Origin of the sequence: Streptodolium elevatio, from assembly GCF_040649515.1 — a bacterium.
Taxonomy (GTDB): domain Bacteria; phylum Actinomycetota; class Actinomycetes; order Streptomycetales; family Streptomycetaceae; genus Yinghuangia; species Yinghuangia elevatio.
Map to the genome: position 1 here is coordinate 23033 of NZ_JBEZFP010000025.1, position 18406 is coordinate 41438.

At 70.8% G+C, this 18406-nt stretch carries 18 protein-coding genes; 4 read left to right on the forward strand and 14 right to left on the reverse strand.

The annotated features are described in order from the left end of the window. Positions 1 to 105: 105 nt before the first annotated feature. Positions 106 to 1488, reverse strand: a complete 1383-nt coding sequence (locus AB0C36_RS12520) for a glycine--tRNA ligase (protein ID WP_358352881.1) — start codon at positions 1486 to 1488, stop codon at positions 106 to 108. Between the two features lie 179 nt (positions 1489 to 1667). Here AB0C36_RS12520 and AB0C36_RS12525 point away from each other — a divergent pair, with 179 nt between their 5' ends. The 4 genes from AB0C36_RS12525 (at position 1668) to AB0C36_RS12540 (ending at position 5005) form a co-directional block, all read left to right on the forward strand. Beyond that, on the forward strand, positions 1668 to 2657 hold the full coding sequence (locus tag AB0C36_RS12525) for a metal ABC transporter substrate-binding protein (protein WP_358352883.1): 990 nt from the start codon (positions 1668 to 1670) through the stop codon (positions 2655 to 2657). 98 nt (positions 2658 to 2755) lie between these two features. Next, positions 2756 to 3547 (forward strand): metal ABC transporter ATP-binding protein, encoded by a 792-nt coding sequence (locus AB0C36_RS12530; RefSeq protein WP_358352884.1) that lies wholly within the window; start codon positions 2756 to 2758, stop codon positions 3545 to 3547. Between the two features lie 49 nt (positions 3548 to 3596). Further along, positions 3597 to 4592 (forward strand): metal ABC transporter permease, encoded by a 996-nt coding sequence (locus tag AB0C36_RS12535; RefSeq protein ID WP_358352886.1) that lies wholly within the window; start codon positions 3597 to 3599, stop codon positions 4590 to 4592. Next, positions 4589 to 5005, forward strand: coding sequence for a Fur family transcriptional regulator (locus AB0C36_RS12540; protein WP_358352888.1), 417 nt, complete (start codon positions 4589 to 4591; stop codon positions 5003 to 5005). The genes AB0C36_RS12535 and AB0C36_RS12540 overlap by 4 nt, the downstream gene beginning before the upstream one ends. A 108-nt stretch (positions 5006 to 5113) precedes the next feature. On the opposite strand, the gene AB0C36_RS12545 is transcribed toward AB0C36_RS12540, so the two are convergent. The 13 genes from AB0C36_RS12545 to AB0C36_RS12605 form a co-directional block, all read right to left on the reverse strand. Continuing rightward, positions 5114 to 6013: a TIGR03943 family putative permease subunit gene (locus AB0C36_RS12545; RefSeq protein WP_358352890.1), complete on the reverse strand. Its 900-nt coding sequence runs from the start codon at positions 6011 to 6013 to the stop codon at positions 5114 to 5116. Further along, positions 5998 to 7224 (reverse strand): permease, encoded by a 1227-nt coding sequence (locus AB0C36_RS12550; RefSeq protein ID WP_358352892.1) that lies wholly within the window; start codon positions 7222 to 7224, stop codon positions 5998 to 6000. Before AB0C36_RS12550 ends, AB0C36_RS12545 begins: the two co-directional genes overlap by 16 nt. A gap of 75 nt (positions 7225 to 7299) precedes the next feature. Next, entirely contained in the window at positions 7300 to 8160 is an 861-nt protein-coding gene (locus AB0C36_RS12555; RefSeq protein ID WP_358352978.1) for an isoprenyl transferase, read from the reverse strand. 35 nt (positions 8161 to 8195) lie between these two features. After that, the gene (gene recO, locus AB0C36_RS12560) at positions 8196 to 8948 is read right to left on the reverse strand and encodes a DNA repair protein RecO (RefSeq protein ID WP_358352894.1); all 753 of its coding nucleotides are present in this window, start codon (positions 8946 to 8948) and stop codon (positions 8196 to 8198) included. Between the two features lie 53 nt (positions 8949 to 9001). Then, entirely contained in the window at positions 9002 to 9622 is a 621-nt protein-coding gene (locus AB0C36_RS12565; protein WP_358352896.1) for a TerB family tellurite resistance protein, read from the reverse strand. A 345-nt stretch (positions 9623 to 9967) separates the two neighbouring features. Next, a complete protein-coding gene (gene leuA / locus AB0C36_RS12570) occupies positions 9968 to 11731 on the reverse strand; it encodes a 2-isopropylmalate synthase (RefSeq protein ID WP_358352898.1) in 1764 nt (587 codons plus the stop codon). Positions 11732 to 12158: 427 nt separating this feature from the next. After that, on the reverse strand, positions 12159 to 13121 hold the full coding sequence (gene era / locus AB0C36_RS12575) for a GTPase Era (protein WP_358352900.1): 963 nt from the start codon (positions 13119 to 13121) through the stop codon (positions 12159 to 12161). Continuing rightward, positions 13118 to 14059, reverse strand: coding sequence for a metal-dependent hydrolase (locus AB0C36_RS12580; protein WP_358352902.1), 942 nt, complete (start codon positions 14057 to 14059; stop codon positions 13118 to 13120). Before AB0C36_RS12580 ends, era begins: the two co-directional genes overlap by 4 nt. Further along, a complete protein-coding gene (locus tag AB0C36_RS12585) occupies positions 14056 to 14511 on the reverse strand; it encodes a hypothetical protein (RefSeq protein WP_358352903.1) in 456 nt (151 codons plus the stop codon). Before AB0C36_RS12585 ends, AB0C36_RS12580 begins: the two co-directional genes overlap by 4 nt. A gap of 116 nt (positions 14512 to 14627) precedes the next feature. After that, a complete protein-coding gene (locus AB0C36_RS12590; RefSeq protein ID WP_358352905.1) occupies positions 14628 to 14975 on the reverse strand; it encodes a cytidine deaminase-like protein in 348 nt (115 codons plus the stop codon). Positions 14976 to 15096: 121 nt separating this feature from the next. Next, positions 15097 to 15933: a hypothetical protein gene (locus AB0C36_RS12595; RefSeq protein WP_358352906.1), complete on the reverse strand. Its 837-nt coding sequence runs from the start codon at positions 15931 to 15933 to the stop codon at positions 15097 to 15099. Positions 15934 to 16121: 188 nt separating this feature from the next. Beyond that, the gene (locus AB0C36_RS12600; RefSeq protein ID WP_358352908.1) at positions 16122 to 17015 is read right to left on the reverse strand and encodes a hypothetical protein; all 894 of its coding nucleotides are present in this window, start codon (positions 17013 to 17015) and stop codon (positions 16122 to 16124) included. Between the two features lie 74 nt (positions 17016 to 17089). Beyond that, complete coding sequence (locus AB0C36_RS12605; protein ID WP_358352910.1) at positions 17090 to 18406, reverse strand: hemolysin family protein; 1317 nt, start codon at positions 18404 to 18406, stop codon at positions 17090 to 17092.

Below are 18406 nucleotides of genomic sequence, written 5' to 3' on the forward strand. Positions count from 1 at the left end.
GACACACCAAAGGCCCCGGATTCCGATTTCCGCCATCACAGTGGCGGCACGGAACCCGGGGCCCGGGTACTGCACGAAAGCGCGGGCGCGCGAAGAAGCCGGCGCTCAGCAGCCCAGCAGGCGCGGCGCCAGGAACTCGCGCACGCGGTCGAGCGAGACGCGCTCCTGGCCCATGGTGTCGCGGTCCCGGATGGTGACCGCGTTGTCCTCGAGGGTGTCGAAGTCGACGGTGATGCAGAACGGCGTGCCGATCTCGTCCTGGCGGCGGTAGCGGCGGCCGATGGCGCCCGCGTCGTCGAAGTCGACGTTCCAGAACTGCCGCAGGTCGGCGGCGAGCCCGCGCGCCTTGGGCGACAGGTCGGCGTTGCGCGACAGCGGGAGCACGGCGGCCTTGACCGGCGACAGTCGCGGGTCGAGGCGCATGACGACGCGCTTCTCCATGACGCCCTTGGCGTTGGGCGCCTCGTCCTCGTTGTACGCGTCGATCATGAACGCGAGCATCGCGCGGTTCACACCGGCGGCCGGCTCGATGACGTACGGCATCCAGCGCTCCTTCGTCTCCTGGTCGAAGTAGGAGAGGTCGGTGCCGGAGTGCTTGGAGTGCGTCGAGAGGTCGAAGTCGGTGCGGTTCGCGACGCCTTCGAGCTCACCGAACTCGTTGCCGCCGAACTGGAAGCGGTACTCGATGTCCGCGGTCCGCTTGGAGTAGTGCGACAGCTTCTCCTTCGGGTGCTCGAAGAAGCGCATGTTCTCCTCGCGCAGCCCGAGCCCGGTGTACCAGTTCCAGCGCTCCTGGAGCCAGTACTCGTGCCACTGCTCGTCCTCGCCCGGCTTGACGAAGAACTCCATCTCCATCTGCTCGAACTCGCGCGTGCGGAAGATGAAGTTGCCCGGCGTGATCTCGTTGCGGAAGCTCTTGCCGATCTGCGCGATGCCGAACGGCGGCTTCTTGCGGGCGCTCTCCTGCACGAGCTTGTAGTTCACGAAGATGCCCTGCGCCGTCTCGGGACGCAGGTACGCGCGGCCCGACTCGTCCTGCACCGGGCCGAGGTACGTCTGCAGCAGCCCGTTGAACAGCTTCGGCTCGGTGAACGCGCCCTTGGTGCCGCAGTTGGGGCAGTTGACGTCGGCGAGGCCGTCGGCCGGCGGGCGGCCGTGCTTGGCCTCGTAGGCCTCTTCGAGGTGGTCGGCGCGGAACCGCTTGTGACACGAGGTGCACTCGGTCAGCGGGTCGACGAACGCCTCGACGTGGCCGGACGCCTCCCACACCTCGCGCGCGAGGATGACCGACGAGTCCAGTCCGACGATGTCGTCGCGCGAGGTGACCATCGAGCGCCACCACTGGCGCTTGATGTTCTCCTTGAGCTCCACGCCGAGCGGTCCGTAGTCCCACGCGGCCCGCTGGCCGCCGTAGATCTCACTGCACGGGTAGACGAACCCGCGGCGCTTGCTCAGCTGGACGATGGTGTCGATCTTGTCGGCGGCCACGATGCTCTCTTCGGTGCGACGATGCGGTCAGTGACGGTGTTCGCACAGGGTACCGGCGCGCGGAGTACCGCGGCCACGTCGTTGTCACCCGCAATGGCGCAGGCCCGTCGGCCCGCGCGGCATCCGCCCCGAACATGCGCAATTGACAATCATTGTCATCTAAGTTGAGAATGATTGTCATGAACATACGCCGCGCCGTCCCCATGTCCCTGCTTGCCGCGACCACCGCGTCCGCGCTGCTGCTCACCGGGTGCGGCACGGACGACAAGGCCGGGGCGTCGGGCAGCGGATCGGTGGACGTAGTCGCGTCGTTCTACCCCCTCAAGTTCGTCGCCCAGCAGGTCGGCGGCCCCGAGGTCAGGATCACCAATCTGACCAAGGCCGGCGCCGAGCCGCACGACCTCGAACTGACCGCCAAGCAGGTGGCAAGCGTCTCGGACGCCGACGTGGTGCTGTACCTCAAGGGCTTCCAGCCCGCCGTCGACAAGGCCGTCGACCAGAACAAGCCGAAGCACACCGTCGACGCGAGCGCGCTCAGCCCGCTGGAGACGCACGGCACCGAGGTCGACGGCTCCGGACACGCGGGCGAGGAAGACCACGCGGAGGAGGAGCACAGCGCGGACGACGGCCATGACCACGCCGTCGGCGACGGCGGCGACCCGCACCTGTGGCTCGACCCGACCCGCCTGGCCGCCGTCGCGAACGGCGTCGCCGAGACGCTCGCCCAGGCCGACCCCGCGCACGCCCAGGACTACCGCACCCGCGCCGCCGACCTGACCGGCAAGCTCGACGCCCTCGACAACGAGTACAAGGCCGGCCTGGCGACCTGCCAGCGCAGGGAGTTCGTCACCAGCCACGCCGCCTTCGGCTACCTCGCCGAGCGCTACGGCCTGCACGAGGTCGCGGTCAACGGCGTCAACCCCAAGTCCGAGCCGGCCCCGGCCCGCATCGCCGAACTCCAGAAGCTGGTGAAGGAGAAGGGCGTCACCACGGTCTTCTTCGAGACCCTCGCGAGCCCGAAGACCGCCGAGACCCTGGCCCGCGACACCGGCGTCTCGACCGGCGTCCTCGACCCGATCGAGGGAATCAAGGACGAGGGCAAGGCCGACTACTTCACCGTCATGCGCGCCAACCTCGACGCCCTGCGGAAGGCCCTCTCATGCTCGTGAACTCACGTCGGCGGCAGGGGCAGGTGCCCGCGCAGCCCGGCCGACCGGGGCAGCGCGCCCATGCGGCTCCCCCCGCCCCGTGCCAGGGTGGTGCCACGATGACCGACACCGCGATACCCGCCTCCACCGCGCCCCCCGCCGTACGCCTGACCGGCGGCACCGCCGCCCTCGGCGGCCGGACCGTGCTGCGTGGCGTCGACCTCAAGGTGGCACGCGGCGAGGTGGTCGCCCTGCTCGGCGCCAACGGCTCCGGCAAGTCCACGGTGGTCCGCACCCTCGTCGGCCTGGTACCGCTCACCGGCGGACACATCGAACTCTTCGGGACGCCGTACGCGAAGTTCCGCGACTGGTCGCGCGTCGGGTACGTCCCGCAGCGCACCACCGCCGCAGCCGGCGTACCCGCGAGCGTGCGCGAGGTCGTCGCGTCCGGGCGCCTGACCCGGCGCCGGATGTTCCGCCTCGGCGGCGACGACCGCACCGCGGTCGACGAGGCGCTCGACGCCGTCGGCATGCTCGACCGGGCCCGCGACGGCATCGACGCGCTGTCCGGCGGCCAGCAGCAGCGCGTCCTCATCGCGCGTGCCCTCGCCCGGCGTCCCGACCTGCTGATCATGGACGAGCCGATGGCCGGTGTGGACCTCGCCAGCCAGGAGGTCTTGGCCGAGACGCTGCACCACCAGCAGGAGGAGGGCCGCTCGGTGCTGCTCGTCCTGCACGAACTCGGCCCGCTCGAACCGCTGATCGACCGGGCCGTGGTGCTGCGCGAGGGCTGCGTGTGCCACGACGGCGCACCGCCGCCCGCGACCGGCCAGCACGCGCTGCCCGGCCACGACCACGTGCACCCGCACGCCGACGACCACCACAACGCCAGGCCCGGGCTGCTCTCGTGACCCCCGCCCCGCCCGCCACCGACACCGCCACACACCCGGGACTGCCGACGTGAGCCTGCTCCAGTACGAGTTCATGCAGCGCGCGCTGCTCGCCGCGCTGCTCGTCGGCATGACCGCACCCGCCGTCGGTGTCTACCTCGTGCAGCGCCGCCAGGCGTTCATGGGCGACGGCATCGGCCACGTGGCGCTCACCGGCGTCGGACTCGGCCTGCTCCTCAAGGGCTCTCCGGTGCTCTTCGCGGTGATCACCGCGGCCGCGGGCGCGGTGGCGATCGAGCTGATCCGCGAGCGCAGCAAGGTCAGCGGCGACGTCGCGCTGTCCGTCCTGTTCTACGGCGGCATCGCGGGCGGTGTGATGCTCGCGAGCCAGTCCGAGTCCGGGGCGAACCTCGACGCGTACCTCTTCGGCCAGCTGACGTCCGTCTCCGAGGACGATCTCCGGGTGATCGTCATCCTCGCGATCGCGGTGCTCGCGGTGACCATCGGCCTGCGGCGGCCCCTGTTCACGGTGTGTCAGGACGAGGAGTTCGCCCGCGTCACGGGCCTGCCCGTCCGTACCCTCAACCTCCTGATCGCGGTGACCGCCGCCGTCACCGTCACCGTCGCCATGCGCGTCGTCGGCCTGCTGCTGGTCAGCGCCCTGATGGTGGTACCGGTCGCCATCGCGCAGCAGCTCACCCGCAATTTCGCCCTCACCGCCGCGGCGTCCATCGGCATCGGGGTGGTCGTGTCGGTCTCCGGCACCACCCTCACCTACTACGTCGAGGCGCCGCCGGGCGCGACCATCGTGCTCCTCGCGATCGGCCTGTTCGTCGTGGTCGGCGTGGTCGCGGCGCCACTCAACCACCGCCGCGCACGCCGGGCGGCCCACGCCGCCGACCTCGCCGCCGACCCCGGCGCTCTCGACAACGCCCCGCAGGACGACCTCCAGGTCGGCGCCGCGCCGCGGCCCGACGGCGGCACCGCCGCTTCCGGCACAATGTCGGGGACGCGCCGCGCCCCGGGCGCCGTCGAGAAGCCGCCCGTCGAGGAGGAGCCCCGGTGACCACCGCGAACAGCCCGGCCCGTGGCAGGTCGACGCGGCAGCGCACGGCCGTGTCGAGCCTGCTGGACGAGGTGGAGGACTTCCGCAGCGCACAGGACCTGCACGACCTGCTCAAGCAGCGCGGGGAATCCGTCGGCCTGACGACGGTCTACCGCACGCTCCAGTCCCTCGCCGACGCCGGCGAGGTCGACGTGCTGCGCACCCAGGACGGCGAGGCCGTCTACCGCCGGTGCAGCCAGGGGCACCACCACCACCTGGTCTGCCGCGTCTGCGGCCGTACCGTCGAAGTCGAGGGCCCCGCCGTCGAACGCTGGGCAGGCCGCATCGCCGCCGAACACGGGTTCACGGACGTCTCCCACGAACTGGAGATCTTCGGCACCTGCGGCCCCTGCACCCTGGCCGCCCGTCCCTGACGCCTGTCCCTGACGCCCGTCGCGGACACGGACGGCCTCTGCCCCCGGCCCGCACCCGGCCCTCGCTCGGAGGTACGCGGGTGCTGAGGCGCGTCCGGCGCGGTCCGGCTACTCGTACGGCTCCTTGGGCGCCGGGACCGTTTCCACACTCGTGGCGGTCAGGGCCGGCGTCGCCGATTCGGACGCGGCCTCACCGGTCTTCAGCCAGGTGCCCACCACGGTCACCCACGTGTCCGTAGGCGGCGCGGGGACGCCGTGGATCTGGACCTTGCGGGCCACCGCGTCGGCGGCACAGCAGCTGATGACCAGGCGGTTGATGTACCAGGTGCCGTCCTTGCCGGGAGTGGCGAAGCCGGTCAGCCGGATGTTGCGGCCCGTCAGTGTCTCGGCGGGGTCCCAGACGGCGCGTACCCCGAAGTCGCCGAGGGTCATGTCGTACGGGTCGCCGGGCGGCAGCGCCGGGAAGCCCGCGTCGACCGTCTTGGCGGCCGGCTTGGCGATCGTGGTGTCGGAGCGCTCCGCGGTGTACGAGCCGAGCGCCGGCGGCGCGATCAGGAACAACGCCAGCACCGGGAGGCAGAGCAGCCAGGCGACGTGTGGTCCCTTGCTGTGGTCATGACCGTGCCCGTCATGCCCGTCATGCCCCTCGTGAGCACCGTGTCCGCGGTCGGAGCCGTGCCCGTGACCGTGGTCGCCGTCTCCCCCGTCTCCCCCGTCTCCCCCGTGGTCGTCGCCGTGGTCACCCCCGCCGTGCGCCTGGTCGGCGCCGACTGCGTCGTGTGCGGGTACGTGCGCCTCCGCGCGCTCGTGCTTGCGCAGGATGCCGTCGCGGACCACCCCGACCGCGCCCAGCACCAGCAGGATCACCCCGGAGGCGATCAGCGCCGGCCGCAGGCCCTCCTTGACGTACCTCAGGTACATCGCGTCGTCGAGCGAGATGCGCAGCAGCGCCGCGCCGATCAGGACCAGCACGATCGACTGGACGTCGCGCTTCACAGCAGCCACCACCCCACGACGATGCTGGTCAGCACCGCGACGACGAACGTCACACTGGAGAACCGGGCCGCGAAGCCCTTGCCGAACGTGCCCGATTGCAGGGCGATCAGCTTCACGTCGACCATCGGGCCGACGACCATGAACGCGAGCTTGGCGGTGGGCGAGAAGCCGGTGAGGCTGGCCGCCACGAAGGCGTCGGCCTCCGAGCACACAGCCAGGATGACGGCGAGGAACGCCAGGGCGATGACGCCGATCCACCAGTTGTCGGAGACCGCGTCGATGACGTCCTTGGGCACCGTGACATTGAGTGTCGCGGCGGTGATGGCGCCGACCACCAGGAAGCCCCCGGCATGCAGGAAGTCGTGCTGCATCCCGGTGCGGAAGTCCTCCCACCGCGACCCGGACCCCGCCTCGGTGAAGCGCTTGGGGATGCGCAGCCACTCCGCCTTGCCGAACCGCACCCACAACCAGCCCATGAAGACGGCCGTGGCCAGCGACGCCGCGAAGCGCGCGAACACCATCTCGGGTCGGCCCGGGAAGGCAACGGCCGTTGCCGTCATGACAATCGGGTTGATCGCGGGAGCCGAGAGCAGGAAGGCGAGCGCCGCGGCGGGCGCCACGCCTCGGGCCATCAGGCCCCCGGCGACCGGCACCGATGCGCACTCACAGCCGGGCAGTACCGCCCCCGCGGCGCCCGCGACCGGCACCGCGAGGGCCTGATTGCGCGGAAGTACCTTGGTGAAGACCGACGCCGGGACGAAAGCGGTGATCGCCGCCGAGATGACTGTGCCGAGCACCAGGAACGGCAGCGCCTGCACGGCGATCGCGACGAAGACCGTGCTCCATGTCTGGATCGCGCGCGTGTCGAGGCGGTCGACGATCCACGACTGGCCGACGAGGAGCACCAGCAGGCCCACGACGAACAGTTCGAGTTGGCCGGGCCGCCACGGACCGGCCGGCGCCGCCGGGGCTCCGGAAGCGCCGCGCACCTGCCCCGGAACACCCGCTCCGGCGCCCGCGCCCACGCCTACGCCGATTCCCTCCCCCGCTCCCGCTGCCGTGGCGGACACGGAGACGGGCGTACGCGCGGACGCGTCCGCCGTCGCGGCCTGGGGGTCGGCGCCCCCTGCGGTCATGGCCTCAGGGCGCGCGGCCTCGGCGTCCGCGGCGTCGGGGCCGTGGGGCGGCGGTGGTCCGTGGGCGGGCACGGTCTGCTCGGACATGCCGTTCATGCTGGCATCCGGGCAGCCCTCCGGCCCGCAAATGTCACCCGGTTCCGCGACCGTTTTGCTACGGGTTTACCGGGCGTTCGTATCCGCGGGCGAAGCCGGGTCGGCGGTGACGATGTTCGGCAGCGCCCCGCCGTAGCGGCGGTCGCGGGAGACGTACGACTCGACGGCCTTCCACATGTGCGTGCGGTCGAAGTCCGGCCAGAGGACGTCGTCGAACACCATCTCGGCGTACGCCGACTGCCACAGCAGGAAGTTCGAGGTGCGCTGCTCGCCCGACGAACGGATGAACAGGTCGACGTCCGGCATGTCCGGCTCGTCGAGGTAGCTCGCGAAGAGCTGCTCGTCGACGTTCTTCGGGTCCACCTTGCCGGCGCGTACGTCCTCGGCCAGCGCGGCCGCCGCGTCCACGATCTCCGCGCGGCCGCCGTAGTTGATGCACATCGCCAGCGTCAGCCGTGTGTTGTGCTTGGTGCGCTCCTCGGCGATCTCCAGCTCGCGGATGACGCTCTTCCACAGCCGCGGCCGCCGCCCGCACCAGCGGATGCGCACGCCCAGCTCGTCCATCTCGTCGATGCGCCGGTGGATGGTCTCGATGTTGAAGCCCATCAGGAAGCGCACCTCCTCGGGCGAGCGCTTCCAGTTCTCGGTGGAGAAGGCGTACGCCGACACGTACTCCACACCGATCTGCGCCGCCCCCTCGACCACGTCGAACAACGACGCCTCGCCGGCGGTGTGCCCGTCGGTGCGGGCCAACCCGCGCTCCTTGGCCCAGCGGCCGTTGCCGTCCATGACGAGCGCGACGTGCCGCGGCACCAGGTCACGCGGGAAGTCCGGCGGCTGCGCACCACCGGCGTGCGGCTTGGGCTCGCGGTACTCGTGCGGCTGCCGGGCCTCGGTCCGCGCTGCAGACTGCTGCGGCCTCCTCAGGAAGGAGAGCAGACCCCATCGGCCGCGTGCCTGACTCACGATGATCGCTCCACCAGTCTCAACGAGCGGATTCCCCGCTCCAAGTGCCATTGCAGATACGCGGCCACCAGGCCGCTGCCCTCACGCCGGTACCGCGGCTCGCTCGCGTCGGCACCGGCCCAGTCCCCGGTCAGCAGTGCGCCGAGCAGGTCGAGGGCCTCGGGAGAGGGTACGACGGATCCGGCCGGGCGGCAGTCCCCGCACACTACGCCGCCGCCCGCGACGGAGAAGAACCGGTGCGGGCCGGTGAGCCCGCAGCGCGCGCAGTCGGCGAAGCTCGGCGCGTACCCGGCGACCGCGAGCGAGCGCAGCAGGAAGGCGTCGAGCACCAGCGCGGGCTCGTGGGACTTGGCCCCGAGGGTGCGAAGCGCCCCGATGAGCAGCAGGTACTGCTGGAGGGCGGGCTCCCCCTCGTGGTCGGTGAGCCGCTCGGCGGTCTCCAGGATCGCGGTCCCCGCGGTGTACGCCGGGTAGTCCGAGACCAGCCCGCCGCCGTACGCCCCCAGTGTCTCCACCTGCGTGATCGCCGGCAGCCCGCGCCCGGGGAAGTCGCTGCCCTTGACGAAGAACTGCGCGTCGACGTGCGCGAACGGCTCGACGCGCGCGCCGAACTTCGACTTCGTGCGGCGTACCCCCCGCGCCACGGCCCTTATCCGGCCGTGCCCGCGCGTCAGCAGGGTGATGATGCGGTCCGCCTCACCCAACTTCTGGGTGCGCAGCACAACACCCTCGTCGCGGTAGAGACCCATGCCCCCATTATTGACTCCCGGGACCGACAGGTGTTCCGCCGAGGGCCCCGCACTCACAGCGGCATGTGTCCCGCGGCCTCGTCGAGCACCCGGTCCACTTCGTCCCGCGTGAGCCCGAGCCGCGCGCCGGCCGACAGCAGCATGTCCAGTTCCAGCGTGCGGTACGGCCCGTCGGCCAGGGCCACGCGCGCGCCCACCGCGACCAATCGCGCACGCCCTTCGGGTGCCAAGTGGTCCGCCAGCGCGGCAAGTGCCTCCGCCGCGTCGTCGTCGCCTATGTGCGCGTACAGGTCGGCGCCGAGCAGTTCGTCGGTGTACGCCAACACCCCCACCTCGCGCACCGCCGCAATCGCGGCCGCCCGCGCGGCCGGCGACGACTCGCCGCCCGCGACCAGCGCGCCGACCGCCAGTGCTCGGGTCACGTCCCGGAGCAGCACGGTGAGTCTTCGCCCGGTGGGCACTTCGAGCACCGTACGGTCGAACGCCACGCGGCACACCGCGCATTCGACGCTTCCCGCCGAGCAGGACAACGGGAGCACAGATATGCCGAACACGACCAGGAAGCGCCGTCCCACGCCATATTGGTAGCGCCGGTCGCCGCCGCATTCCGGGCAGAAGAACTCACCGTCGTCGAGCACTGTCCGCAGTGTCCGGACCCCCACGATGACCACCATGGCGTGGCTCCCCTGCACCCCTCGGCCGCGACGCGCCAACGCGTTCCCGCGTTCGATACTGGCACAGTTTTCACGGCACGTCATCACTTAGGCACAGAGAGCTACAGTACGCGTGGCATGAGCGCTACTCCCGTGACACAAGGGGCACTTGGGGCTCAGCGGCTTACCGCGGCCCGCTCAAGGTCTCACCGCGGCCGGCTCCCCGGCCCACCGAGGCCCACCCCTCCGAATGCCGAGGCGGCGGCCCCGGAAACCGGGACCGCCGCCTCAACCTGCTTGACTCAACCCGCTTGTCTCAACCTGCTTGTCTCAACCCGTCGCTGAACCCGCTCGCCTCGGCCGACCTCAACCGGCCTGGCGCGCCGACCGGTTGACCGCGCTCACGACCGCCTTCAGCGAGGCGCGCACGATGTTCTCGTCGACGCCCACACCCCACAGCACCTGGCCGTCGACGGCGCACTCGACGTACGCCACGGCCCGCGCGTCCTCGCCGCCGCTCATCGCGTGCTCGGTGTAGTCCAGCACGCGGACGTCGAAGCCGATGCCGCCCAGCGCCCGTACGAACGCGTCGATCGGGCCGTTGCCGACACCCTCCAGCGTCTGCGCGGCGCCGTCCACGGTCATGTCGACCGACAGCGCGTCCTTGTCGTTGTCGACCGAGGACGTCTGGTGCGAGGAGAGCCCCAGACGGCCCCACGGCGCGTCCGGCGTCGGCAGGTACTCGTCCTGGAACACCGACCAGATCTGCGCCGGGGTGACCTCGCCGCCCTCACTGTCGGTCTTGCCCTGGATGATGCGCGAGAACTCGATCTGCAGGCGACGCGGCAGGTCCATCTTGTGGTCGGCCTTCATCACGTACGCCACGCCGCCCTTGCCGGACTGGCTGTTGACCCGGATGACCGCCTCGTAAGTGCGGCCGACGTCCTTCGGGTCGATCGGCAGGTACGGCACGCCCCACATGATCTCGTCGACCGACTTGCCCGCCTCCGCGGCGTCGCGCTCCAGGGCCTCGAAGCCCTTCTTGATCGCGTCCTGGTGCGATCCGGAGAACGCCGTGTAGACCAGGTCGCCGGCGTACGGGTGCCGCGGGTGCACCGGCAGCTGAGTGCAGTACTCGACGGTGCGGCGGATCTCGTCGATCTCCGAGAAGTCGATCATCGGGTCGATGCCCTGGCTGAACAGGTTCATGCCCAGCGTCACCAGGTCGACGTTCCCGGTGCGCTCGCCGTGTCCGAACAGGCAGCCCTCGACACGGTCCGCACCGGCCATGACGGCCAGCTCGGAGGCGGCCACCGCGGCGCCCCGGTCGTTGTGCGGGTGCACGGAGATGGCGATGTGCTCGCGGCGGGTCAGGTTGCGGCTCATCCACTCGATCTGGTCCGCGTACACGTTCGGCGTCGAACGCTCGATCGTCGCGGGCAGGTTCAGGATGATCTCGCGGCCCGCCTCGGGCTGCCAGACGTCCATGACCGACTCGCAGACGTCCAGCGCGAAGTCCATCTCGGTGTCGATGAAGATCTCGGGCGAGTACTCGTAGCCGAAGACCGTCTCGGCGCCCAGGTGCTTCTCCGCGAAGCGCATGACGTGCTCGGTGCCCTCGACGGCGATCGCCTTGCACTGGTCGCGGTCGACGTTGAACACCACGCGGCGGAAGATCGGCGCGGTGGCGTTGTACAGGTGCACGGTCGCGCGCGGCGAACCGACCAGGGACTCGACCGTCCGCTCGATCAGTTCCTCGCGGGCCTGGGTCAGCACCGAGATGGTGACGTCCTCGGGGACCGCGCCTTCTTCGATGATGCTGCGGATGAAATCGAAGTCGGTCTGCGACGCGGCCGGGAAGCCGACCTCGATCTCCTTGTAGCCCATGCGTACCAGCAGGTCGAACATGGTCCGCTTGCGCGCCGGACTCATCGGGTCGATCAGCGCCTGGTTGCCGTCCCGCAGGTCGGTGGACAGCCAGCGCGGCGCCGCGGTGATGGTCTTCGTGGGCCACGTGCGGTCCGGCAGGTGCACGCCCTGGAACGGCGCGTACTTGTGGATCGGCATCCCCGACGGCTTTTGGGTGACAGTGGCGGCCGTGATGGGAGTGGCACGGTTGATGGAGGACATGCGGCAGGCTCCTCGGAAAAGACTGGGCGCTGCGGCTGCGCAACGCGTCGGCTGGCGTGGTCGTGGGACTCGATAGGCCGGCGCGAATCCGTAACAGGCAATGCCTCAACCCCGCGGCGAGGGAGGCCGGCCCGTTGTGTTCAGCTGGGCGAGCCCTCGCCGCGGCGGCTAAGAAGAAGCTGCCACTGACGCATGATGCCCGACACCCTACCCGACCCCTGTCCCCGATTGCACATCCGCCTCCACCGTGGGCGCCCTGGACGGACCTCGGGGTGTGGATTGCGCCACGCTCACGTGCCCTTTACACGTATCCGGGTGAGAATGGTCGTGGAGAGACACCGGCGCCGCCTTCACCTCCCCTTGGAGGGCGGCGCCTTTCCCTGTCCCGGATCCTGCCCCGGATCCTGTCCCGCCCGCCGGCCGCCGGTCAGAAGCCGAGTCGGCGCAACTGCTTCGGGTCGCGCTGCCAGTCCTTGGCCACCTTCACGTGCAGGTCCAGGTAGACCGGGGTGCCGAGAAGCGCCTCGATCTGCTTGCGCGCCCGCGTGCCCACGTCCTTCAGCCGCGCGCCCTTGGCACCGATGACAATCGCCTTCTGGCTGGGGCGTTCCACGTACAGATAGGCGTGTACGTCCAGCAGCGGCTTGTCGGCCGGGCGGTCCTCGCGCGGGATCATCTCCTCGATGACCACCGCGAGGGAGTGCGGGAGTTCGTCGCGTACGCCTTCGAGCGCCGCCTCGCGGATCAGCTCGGCGGCCATGATCTGCTCCGGCTCGTCCGTCAGTTCGCCGTCCGGGTACAGCGGCGGGCCCTCCGGGAGCAGCTTCGCGAGGAGGTCCGCGACCAGCCCCACCTGGGCCCCCGACACGGCCGACACCGGGATGATCTCGGCCCATTCGAAGCCGAGGTCGGTGGCCATCTGCTGGACCGCGACCAACTGCTCGGCGAGCGTCTTCTTGTCCACCAGGTCGGTCTTGGTGACGACCGCGACCTTCGGCGTCTTGCGGACCTCCGCGAGCTCCTTCGCGATGAAGCGGTCGCCGGGGCCCACCTTCTGGTCCGCGGGCAGGCAGAAGCCGATGATGTCGACCTCCGCCCACGTGGTGCGCACGAGGTCGTTGAGGCGCTGGCCGAGAAGCGTGCGGGGCTTGTGCAGGCCGGGGGTGTCGACGAGGACGAGCTGCGCGTCCGGGCGGTGCACGATGCCGCGCACCGTGTGCCGGGTGGTCTGCGGACGCCCCGAGGTGATCGCCACCTTCGTGCCGACCAGCGCGTTCGTCAGCGTGGACTTGCCCGCGTTGGGGCGGCCGACGAAGCACGCGAAGCCACTGCGGTGGACCGCGCCGCGCGTGGCGGCGGAGGGGGTGGGGCGATCACTCATGGGTCTCATTGTCCCTTAGCCCCGGCCATGTCCCGACCGCTCTTCTGCCGCGGCACCTGCGACGCACGCTTCGCGTTCGCCAGCGCCCTCGCCTTCTCGTGCTTCTCGGCGCGTCCCCACAGACGGCGGCCGACGACCATCCACAGCACCCACATCGACGCGGCGAGGCCGGCCGCGCCGAGGGTGCTGCGCAGCAGCAGTTCACCGATCGGCGGGTACTTGGCGTGCACCTTCTCGACCCAGTACGGACCGCCCCAACTCAGGTCGAGCGGAGCCTTGTCGACGAACCGCGACCAGAAGAACCAGGCGAATATCCGGCAGGCGCCGTACAGGAAGTACGCCCGGTACAGCGCCAGCATCAGCACTTCGGACATCTTCAGGCGGCGCTTGAACCACGGCCACACCGGGTCGTCGGCGACGACCTTGGTGAAGAAGTAGTTGCGGGTCAGCACCTTCCAGCTCAGCAGCACCATGCCGAGCCAGAACAGGTCCCAGACGCCGCCGAGGCTGGAGTAGTACGCGGATGCGTCGCCGTAGCGGCCCTGCTGGGCGGCGTACGCCCACATGCCGATCGAGTAGTTCTGCGTGCTGAACGGGAAGAACAGCATGACGCCGACGCTGTCGCAGATGTCGGTGAAGACGTGGGCCCAGTGGCCGATGAGCAGGCCGAGCGCCCACGCGCGGCTCTTGAAGACCCACAGCACGATCAGCGAGATGACCACGCCGTACATGAGCGAGTGCGTGAACCCGACACCTGGCCAACCGCGGTGGTACAGGTCGGGGTTCTTGGGGTGGAAGCTGAACCCGAAGGCGTCGAAGCCGTAGACGGTGCCCTTGGAGATCATGTCCGGCCAGAAGCAGCCGAGCAGGATGGCCAGGAACGACACCTTGGTCTTGATGTGCTTCTGGAGGACGTAGCTCTCCAGTTCGTGCGCCGCCCAGCTCACCGGGCACCCCCCACCTTCTCGCGCCGGGCCTGGACGCGGCGGCCCACCCAGTGGACCGCCATGATGATGACGACGACCGTGAACGGCCCGCGCGTCCAGGTCAGGACGTCGCGCTGGGTGAAGTAGCCGAGCAGGATGAGCGCCACCGCGCCGACGGCGTAGGCGACAAGGTCGACGACGCCCTCGCGGACGTCCTCAGGGCGGATCTCCTCGCCGTCGTCGGACGTGTCCGCCGTGTCGGACAGCTCTGGGACTTCTGACGCGTTATCAGTGCCGTCGGCGTGGTCCACGTCGTCGGCGCCGGCAGTGTCCGTGCCAGCTGTGTTGCCCTCACGCGTGGTGCCGTCCGGGTCGTCCGTATTGCTCGCGTCGTCCGCACCGGCCGCTGCAGGCGAAGAGTCGGGTGTCGGCAACCCGCCCGATTCGTCCGCCTGTTCCGATTCGGCAGCCATTCCGTCCCCAATTCTGACGTTTCGTCAGCCCAGATTCCGCGCGCGCACGCGCACCCTGCGGCGGCGTGATCCTACTGGTCGGCCGAATCTGACGCGGCGCCCGCCCGTGGCGCGCGTCACACCTCGACGGTGGCCGCGACCTTCCCGTCGGGCCCCGCAAGGTGGATGGGCGTGCCGGCGCCACCGAGATCGCGTACGACCTCCCGGTCCTCCGCCGCGACCGCCTCCGCCTTGCCGACCACCGCGGCGGCCTCCAGCCCGCGGGCACCGCCGGCCACGGCCATGGCAACCGCGGTCTGCAGCGCGGTGAGGCGCAGCGAGGGCAGGTCGACGGTCGAGGCGACGTACGTCCGCCCCGTCTCGTCGCGCACCGCGGCCCCCTCGGACGCGCCGTTGCGCGCCCGGGCCGAACGCGCCAGCGTGACGATCTTGGCGTCCTCGGGGTCGACGGTCGTGCCGCTCATCGTTCCTCCTGCTCACCGGGATGGATCCCGGGCACAGTACCGCCCCGGGGCAACGCGGACGTTGCTCCCGGGGCGGTACGCCGGCGAACCCGGCGGGGCAGCAGGCCCTTCCCGCGCACGGTCAGCCCATTTCCTCGACCTTCTGGATCTGCCCGGTGACGAACTGGGTCGGCGCGTCCGGCTCGGTGTACGTCGAGTGCGCGGCGACCGTGACACCGACGGCGCCGTGGCGCGAGGCCATGACGTACCCGTAGCTGCGCACCTGGCCGTCGGACGAGACCTTCAGGCGGTAGCTGACGCTGTCGTCACCGTGCGTGCCGAGGCGCACCTCGGTGATCTCGTACTCCCACGACTCGTTGCCGGTCTTCTCGCTGAACGAGGGACAGGCCTTGAGGGCCTTGGTGTACTCGTCGAAGTCCTTCTGCAGTTCGTCCGGGGCGTCGCTGATCAGGGTGACGATGACGCCTTCCTGGTCGTCCGCGTCGAGCGTCTCCTTCGTGAACTCCCGCTCCGCCTTGGCGGTCGAGCCCGCGCTGCCGGTCAGCAGCGTCGTGCAGCGCGGGTCCGACACGACCGTGTCGGGGTCGAGCGTGCCGTCGTCCATGTCGGTGTCGGCCTCGCCCGCCGTGTAACCGGCGGGCACCTCCTGCGCGTTGAGCAGCGCGTCGACGAGTTCGTCGCTCGCCGGGGCGCCGGCCGCGGGCTTGGTGTCCTTCCCGGTCGGCTTTCCGGTCGGCTTCGCGGTCGCCTTCGGGTCGTCCTTGCCGCTCGGCTTGCCGCTCGCCTTGTCGGTCGCCTTGTCGGCGCCCGAGGCGGACGCCGTCGACTTGGTCGCGTCGGCCTTGTCGTCCGAGCCGAACTCGCAGGCGGTGAGCCCCGAGAGGCCGAGCGCCACCAGCGGAAAGGCGATCGCGAGCTTGACGGACTTGCGCGTGGTACGGGACGTGCGTGTACGCACCGTGAACCCCCCAGTTCGGTGTCGTGTGCGACGCGATACCGCGGCCCGTACCCCCCTGGTCCGGACCGCCGCGTCGTCGGTATGCGGAAGAAGCTACCGGTCGGGACGCGAATTTCCAGTGCCTGTTACCGACCCGACACGCCGCCGTGACGGCTGCCGCCCGCTTGTTGCGCCCGCCCGTTCGGGGCTCACCGCCCGAGCAGCGCCCGGGCCTTCTGCACCTGGCCGGTGATGACCGCCGCGTACGGTGCGGCATCCGGCGCCGCGTCGCCCGGATACACGAACTGCGCCGTCGTCGCCCCGAACCGGACGAGCACCACCGTCTCGACGCGCGTCTCCGTCCCGGTCCGCACGGTCACCCGGTAGGCCGTCGTCTCGTCCCCCGCCAGCGGCGCGCCGTCGACGGGAGCCACCGACCACTGCTCAGGAGCCGGCCCCCCGGCACGCACCGCGAACTCCACCGAACACCCGGCCATGGCCCGGTCCAAGGCGGGCAGCAGCGCCGCACCGCGGTCGTCGCGGTGGCTGGAGAGCGTCACACCCAGGCGCGCCCCATCGGGCTTGGCCGCGTCCGCGTACTCGCGGTGCGCCCACGCCTCCGGAGCGCCGCCGTCGAACACCGACACCTGTGCGAACACCGCGCACTCGGGCCGGTCCACCGCCGGAACCGCAGGCGGCGGGTCCGGGTTCGGGGCCGTGTCTTTGGCCCGGTCGGGCCCGTCGACCCGCAGCCCGGTCGCGGCCAGTTCGGCCTGCGCCAGCAACGCGGCGGTCAGTTGAGGCGCCGTCGCGGGTCCGGTCGGCGGCGCCGACGGCTTCCCGGGCAGCGAACTGCCCTTGCCCTCACCGGGCTTGCCCGTCACGACCGGCCTGACCGGCGTCGGCTCGCTCTTCGGCGGGACCGGGGTGCCCGCCTCCGGGTCCACGGTCGGCCCCGGTACGCCCGTCACCTGCCCCGCCGTGGCCTCGGCGCCGCCACCCCCGCTGTCGCTGTCGCAGGCGCTCGCTCCCAGGAGCACAACGCCCAGCAGCGCGATGCCCAAGCCTGGCGCCCCGAATCGGGACAGCCTGATCGTGCGCACGGTGAACCCCCCGGTCCGTCGGCGAATGCGTACCCCCGCGAACGAAGGTACGGGGTCCGCAGGCCCGCCGTACGTCAGTCCGCGTCGTCGCCTTCGTCGTCACCGTCACGGCTGTCCGGACGCGGCGCCCGCCCGACGACGATCGTGCCGACCTGGTTGCGGCGCCCCGACGGCCGGTCGGCGGTCAGCCGCAGCCCCTCGACCTCCGCGGTCGCCCCCGGGATCGGCACCCGGCCGAGCTGCTTGGCAAGCAGCCCGGCGACCGTCTCGACGTCCTCGTCGTCCAGCTCCAGGCCGAACAGGTCGCCCAGTTCGTCGACCGGCAGGCGCGCGGTCACCCGGAAGCGTCCGTCGCCCAGATCCTCGACCGGGTTCGTCTCGCGGTCGTACTCGTCGGTGATCTCGCCGACGATCTCCTCGAGGATGTCCTCGATCGTGACCAGCCCGGCCGTACCGCCGTATTCGTCGACGACGATGACCATGTGGGTGCGGCTCGCCTGCATCTCGCGCAGCAGGTCGTCGGCCGGCTTGCTGTCCGGCACGAACGTCGCCTGCCGCATGAGCGACTCGACCTGTTCGTGCGCCCACCGGTCGTCGGCGCCGCCGACCGCGTGCTCGGCCAGGTCCTTCAGGTAGACGATGCCGACGACGTCGTCCTCGTTCTCGCCGATCACCGGGACGCGCGAATAGCCGCTGCGCAGCGCGAGGCGCAGCGCCTGCCGCACCGTCTTGTGCCGCTCGATGAACACCATGTCCGGACGCGGCACCATGACCTCGCGCACGATGGTGTCGCCGAGTTCGAGCACCGAGTGCAGGAGCTTGCGCTCCTCGTCTTCGATCAGCGACTCCTTCTCGGCGAGGTCCACGAACGCGCGCAGCTCCGCCTCGGACGCGAACGGCCCTTCGCGGTAGCCCTTTCCGGGCGTGACCGCGTTGCCGATCAGGATCAGCAGCGGCGGCAGCGGCCCCAGAATGCGGGCCAGCACGATCAGCACGGGCGCACCCGCGATGCCGACCGCGATGGGGTGCTGGCGGCCGATGGTGCGCGGTGAGACGCCGATGACGACGTACGACACCACCACCATCACGCCGATGGACGCCAGTACCGCCTGCCACGTCGCGTCGAAACCGTCGTAGAAGACGACCGACACCAACACGGCCGCGGAGACCTCGCAGGCGACCCGGATCAGCAGCGCCAGGTTGAGGTAGCGCGCGGGGTCCCGGACGACCGTGAGCAGGCGCTCGGCGCCGCGCCGACCGGTGCGTACCAGCTCCTCGACCCGCGGACGCGAGATACGCGCGAGGGCCGCCTCCAGGCACGCGAACAGCCCGGCCACGACGACGAGGACGACCGCCCCGACGACGAGCCGGAAGACCTCGTCAGAGGACAC

Bases quoted from the DNA above. Each gene is read 5' to 3' on its own strand.
- AB0C36_RS12550 (WP_358352892.1), bottom strand. From the start codon at position 7,224: ATGTCCGAGCAGACCGTGCCCGCCCACGGACCACCGCCGCCCCACGGC.
- AB0C36_RS12565 (WP_358352896.1), bottom strand. From the start codon at position 9,622: ATGGTGGTCATCGTGGGGGTCCGGACACTGCGGACAGTGCTCGACGAC.
- leuA (WP_358352898.1), bottom strand. From the start codon at position 11,731: ATGTCCTCCATCAACCGTGCCACTCCCATCACGGCCGCCACTGTCACC.
- era (WP_358352900.1), bottom strand. From the start codon at position 13,121: ATGAGACCCATGAGTGATCGCCCCACCCCCTCCGCCGCCACGCGCGGC.
- AB0C36_RS12585 (WP_358352903.1), bottom strand. From the start codon at position 14,511: ATGGCTGCCGAATCGGAACAGGCGGACGAATCGGGCGGGTTGCCGACA.
- recO (WP_358352894.1), bottom strand. From the start codon at position 8,948: ATGGGTCTCTACCGCGACGAGGGTGTTGTGCTGCGCACCCAGAAGTTG.
- AB0C36_RS12525 (WP_358352883.1), top strand. From the start codon at position 1,668: ATGAACATACGCCGCGCCGTCCCCATGTCCCTGCTTGCCGCGACCACC.
- AB0C36_RS12590 (WP_358352905.1), bottom strand. From the start codon at position 14,975: ATGAGCGGCACGACCGTCGACCCCGAGGACGCCAAGATCGTCACGCTG.
- AB0C36_RS12530 (WP_358352884.1), top strand. From the start codon at position 2,756: ATGACCGACACCGCGATACCCGCCTCCACCGCGCCCCCCGCCGTACGC.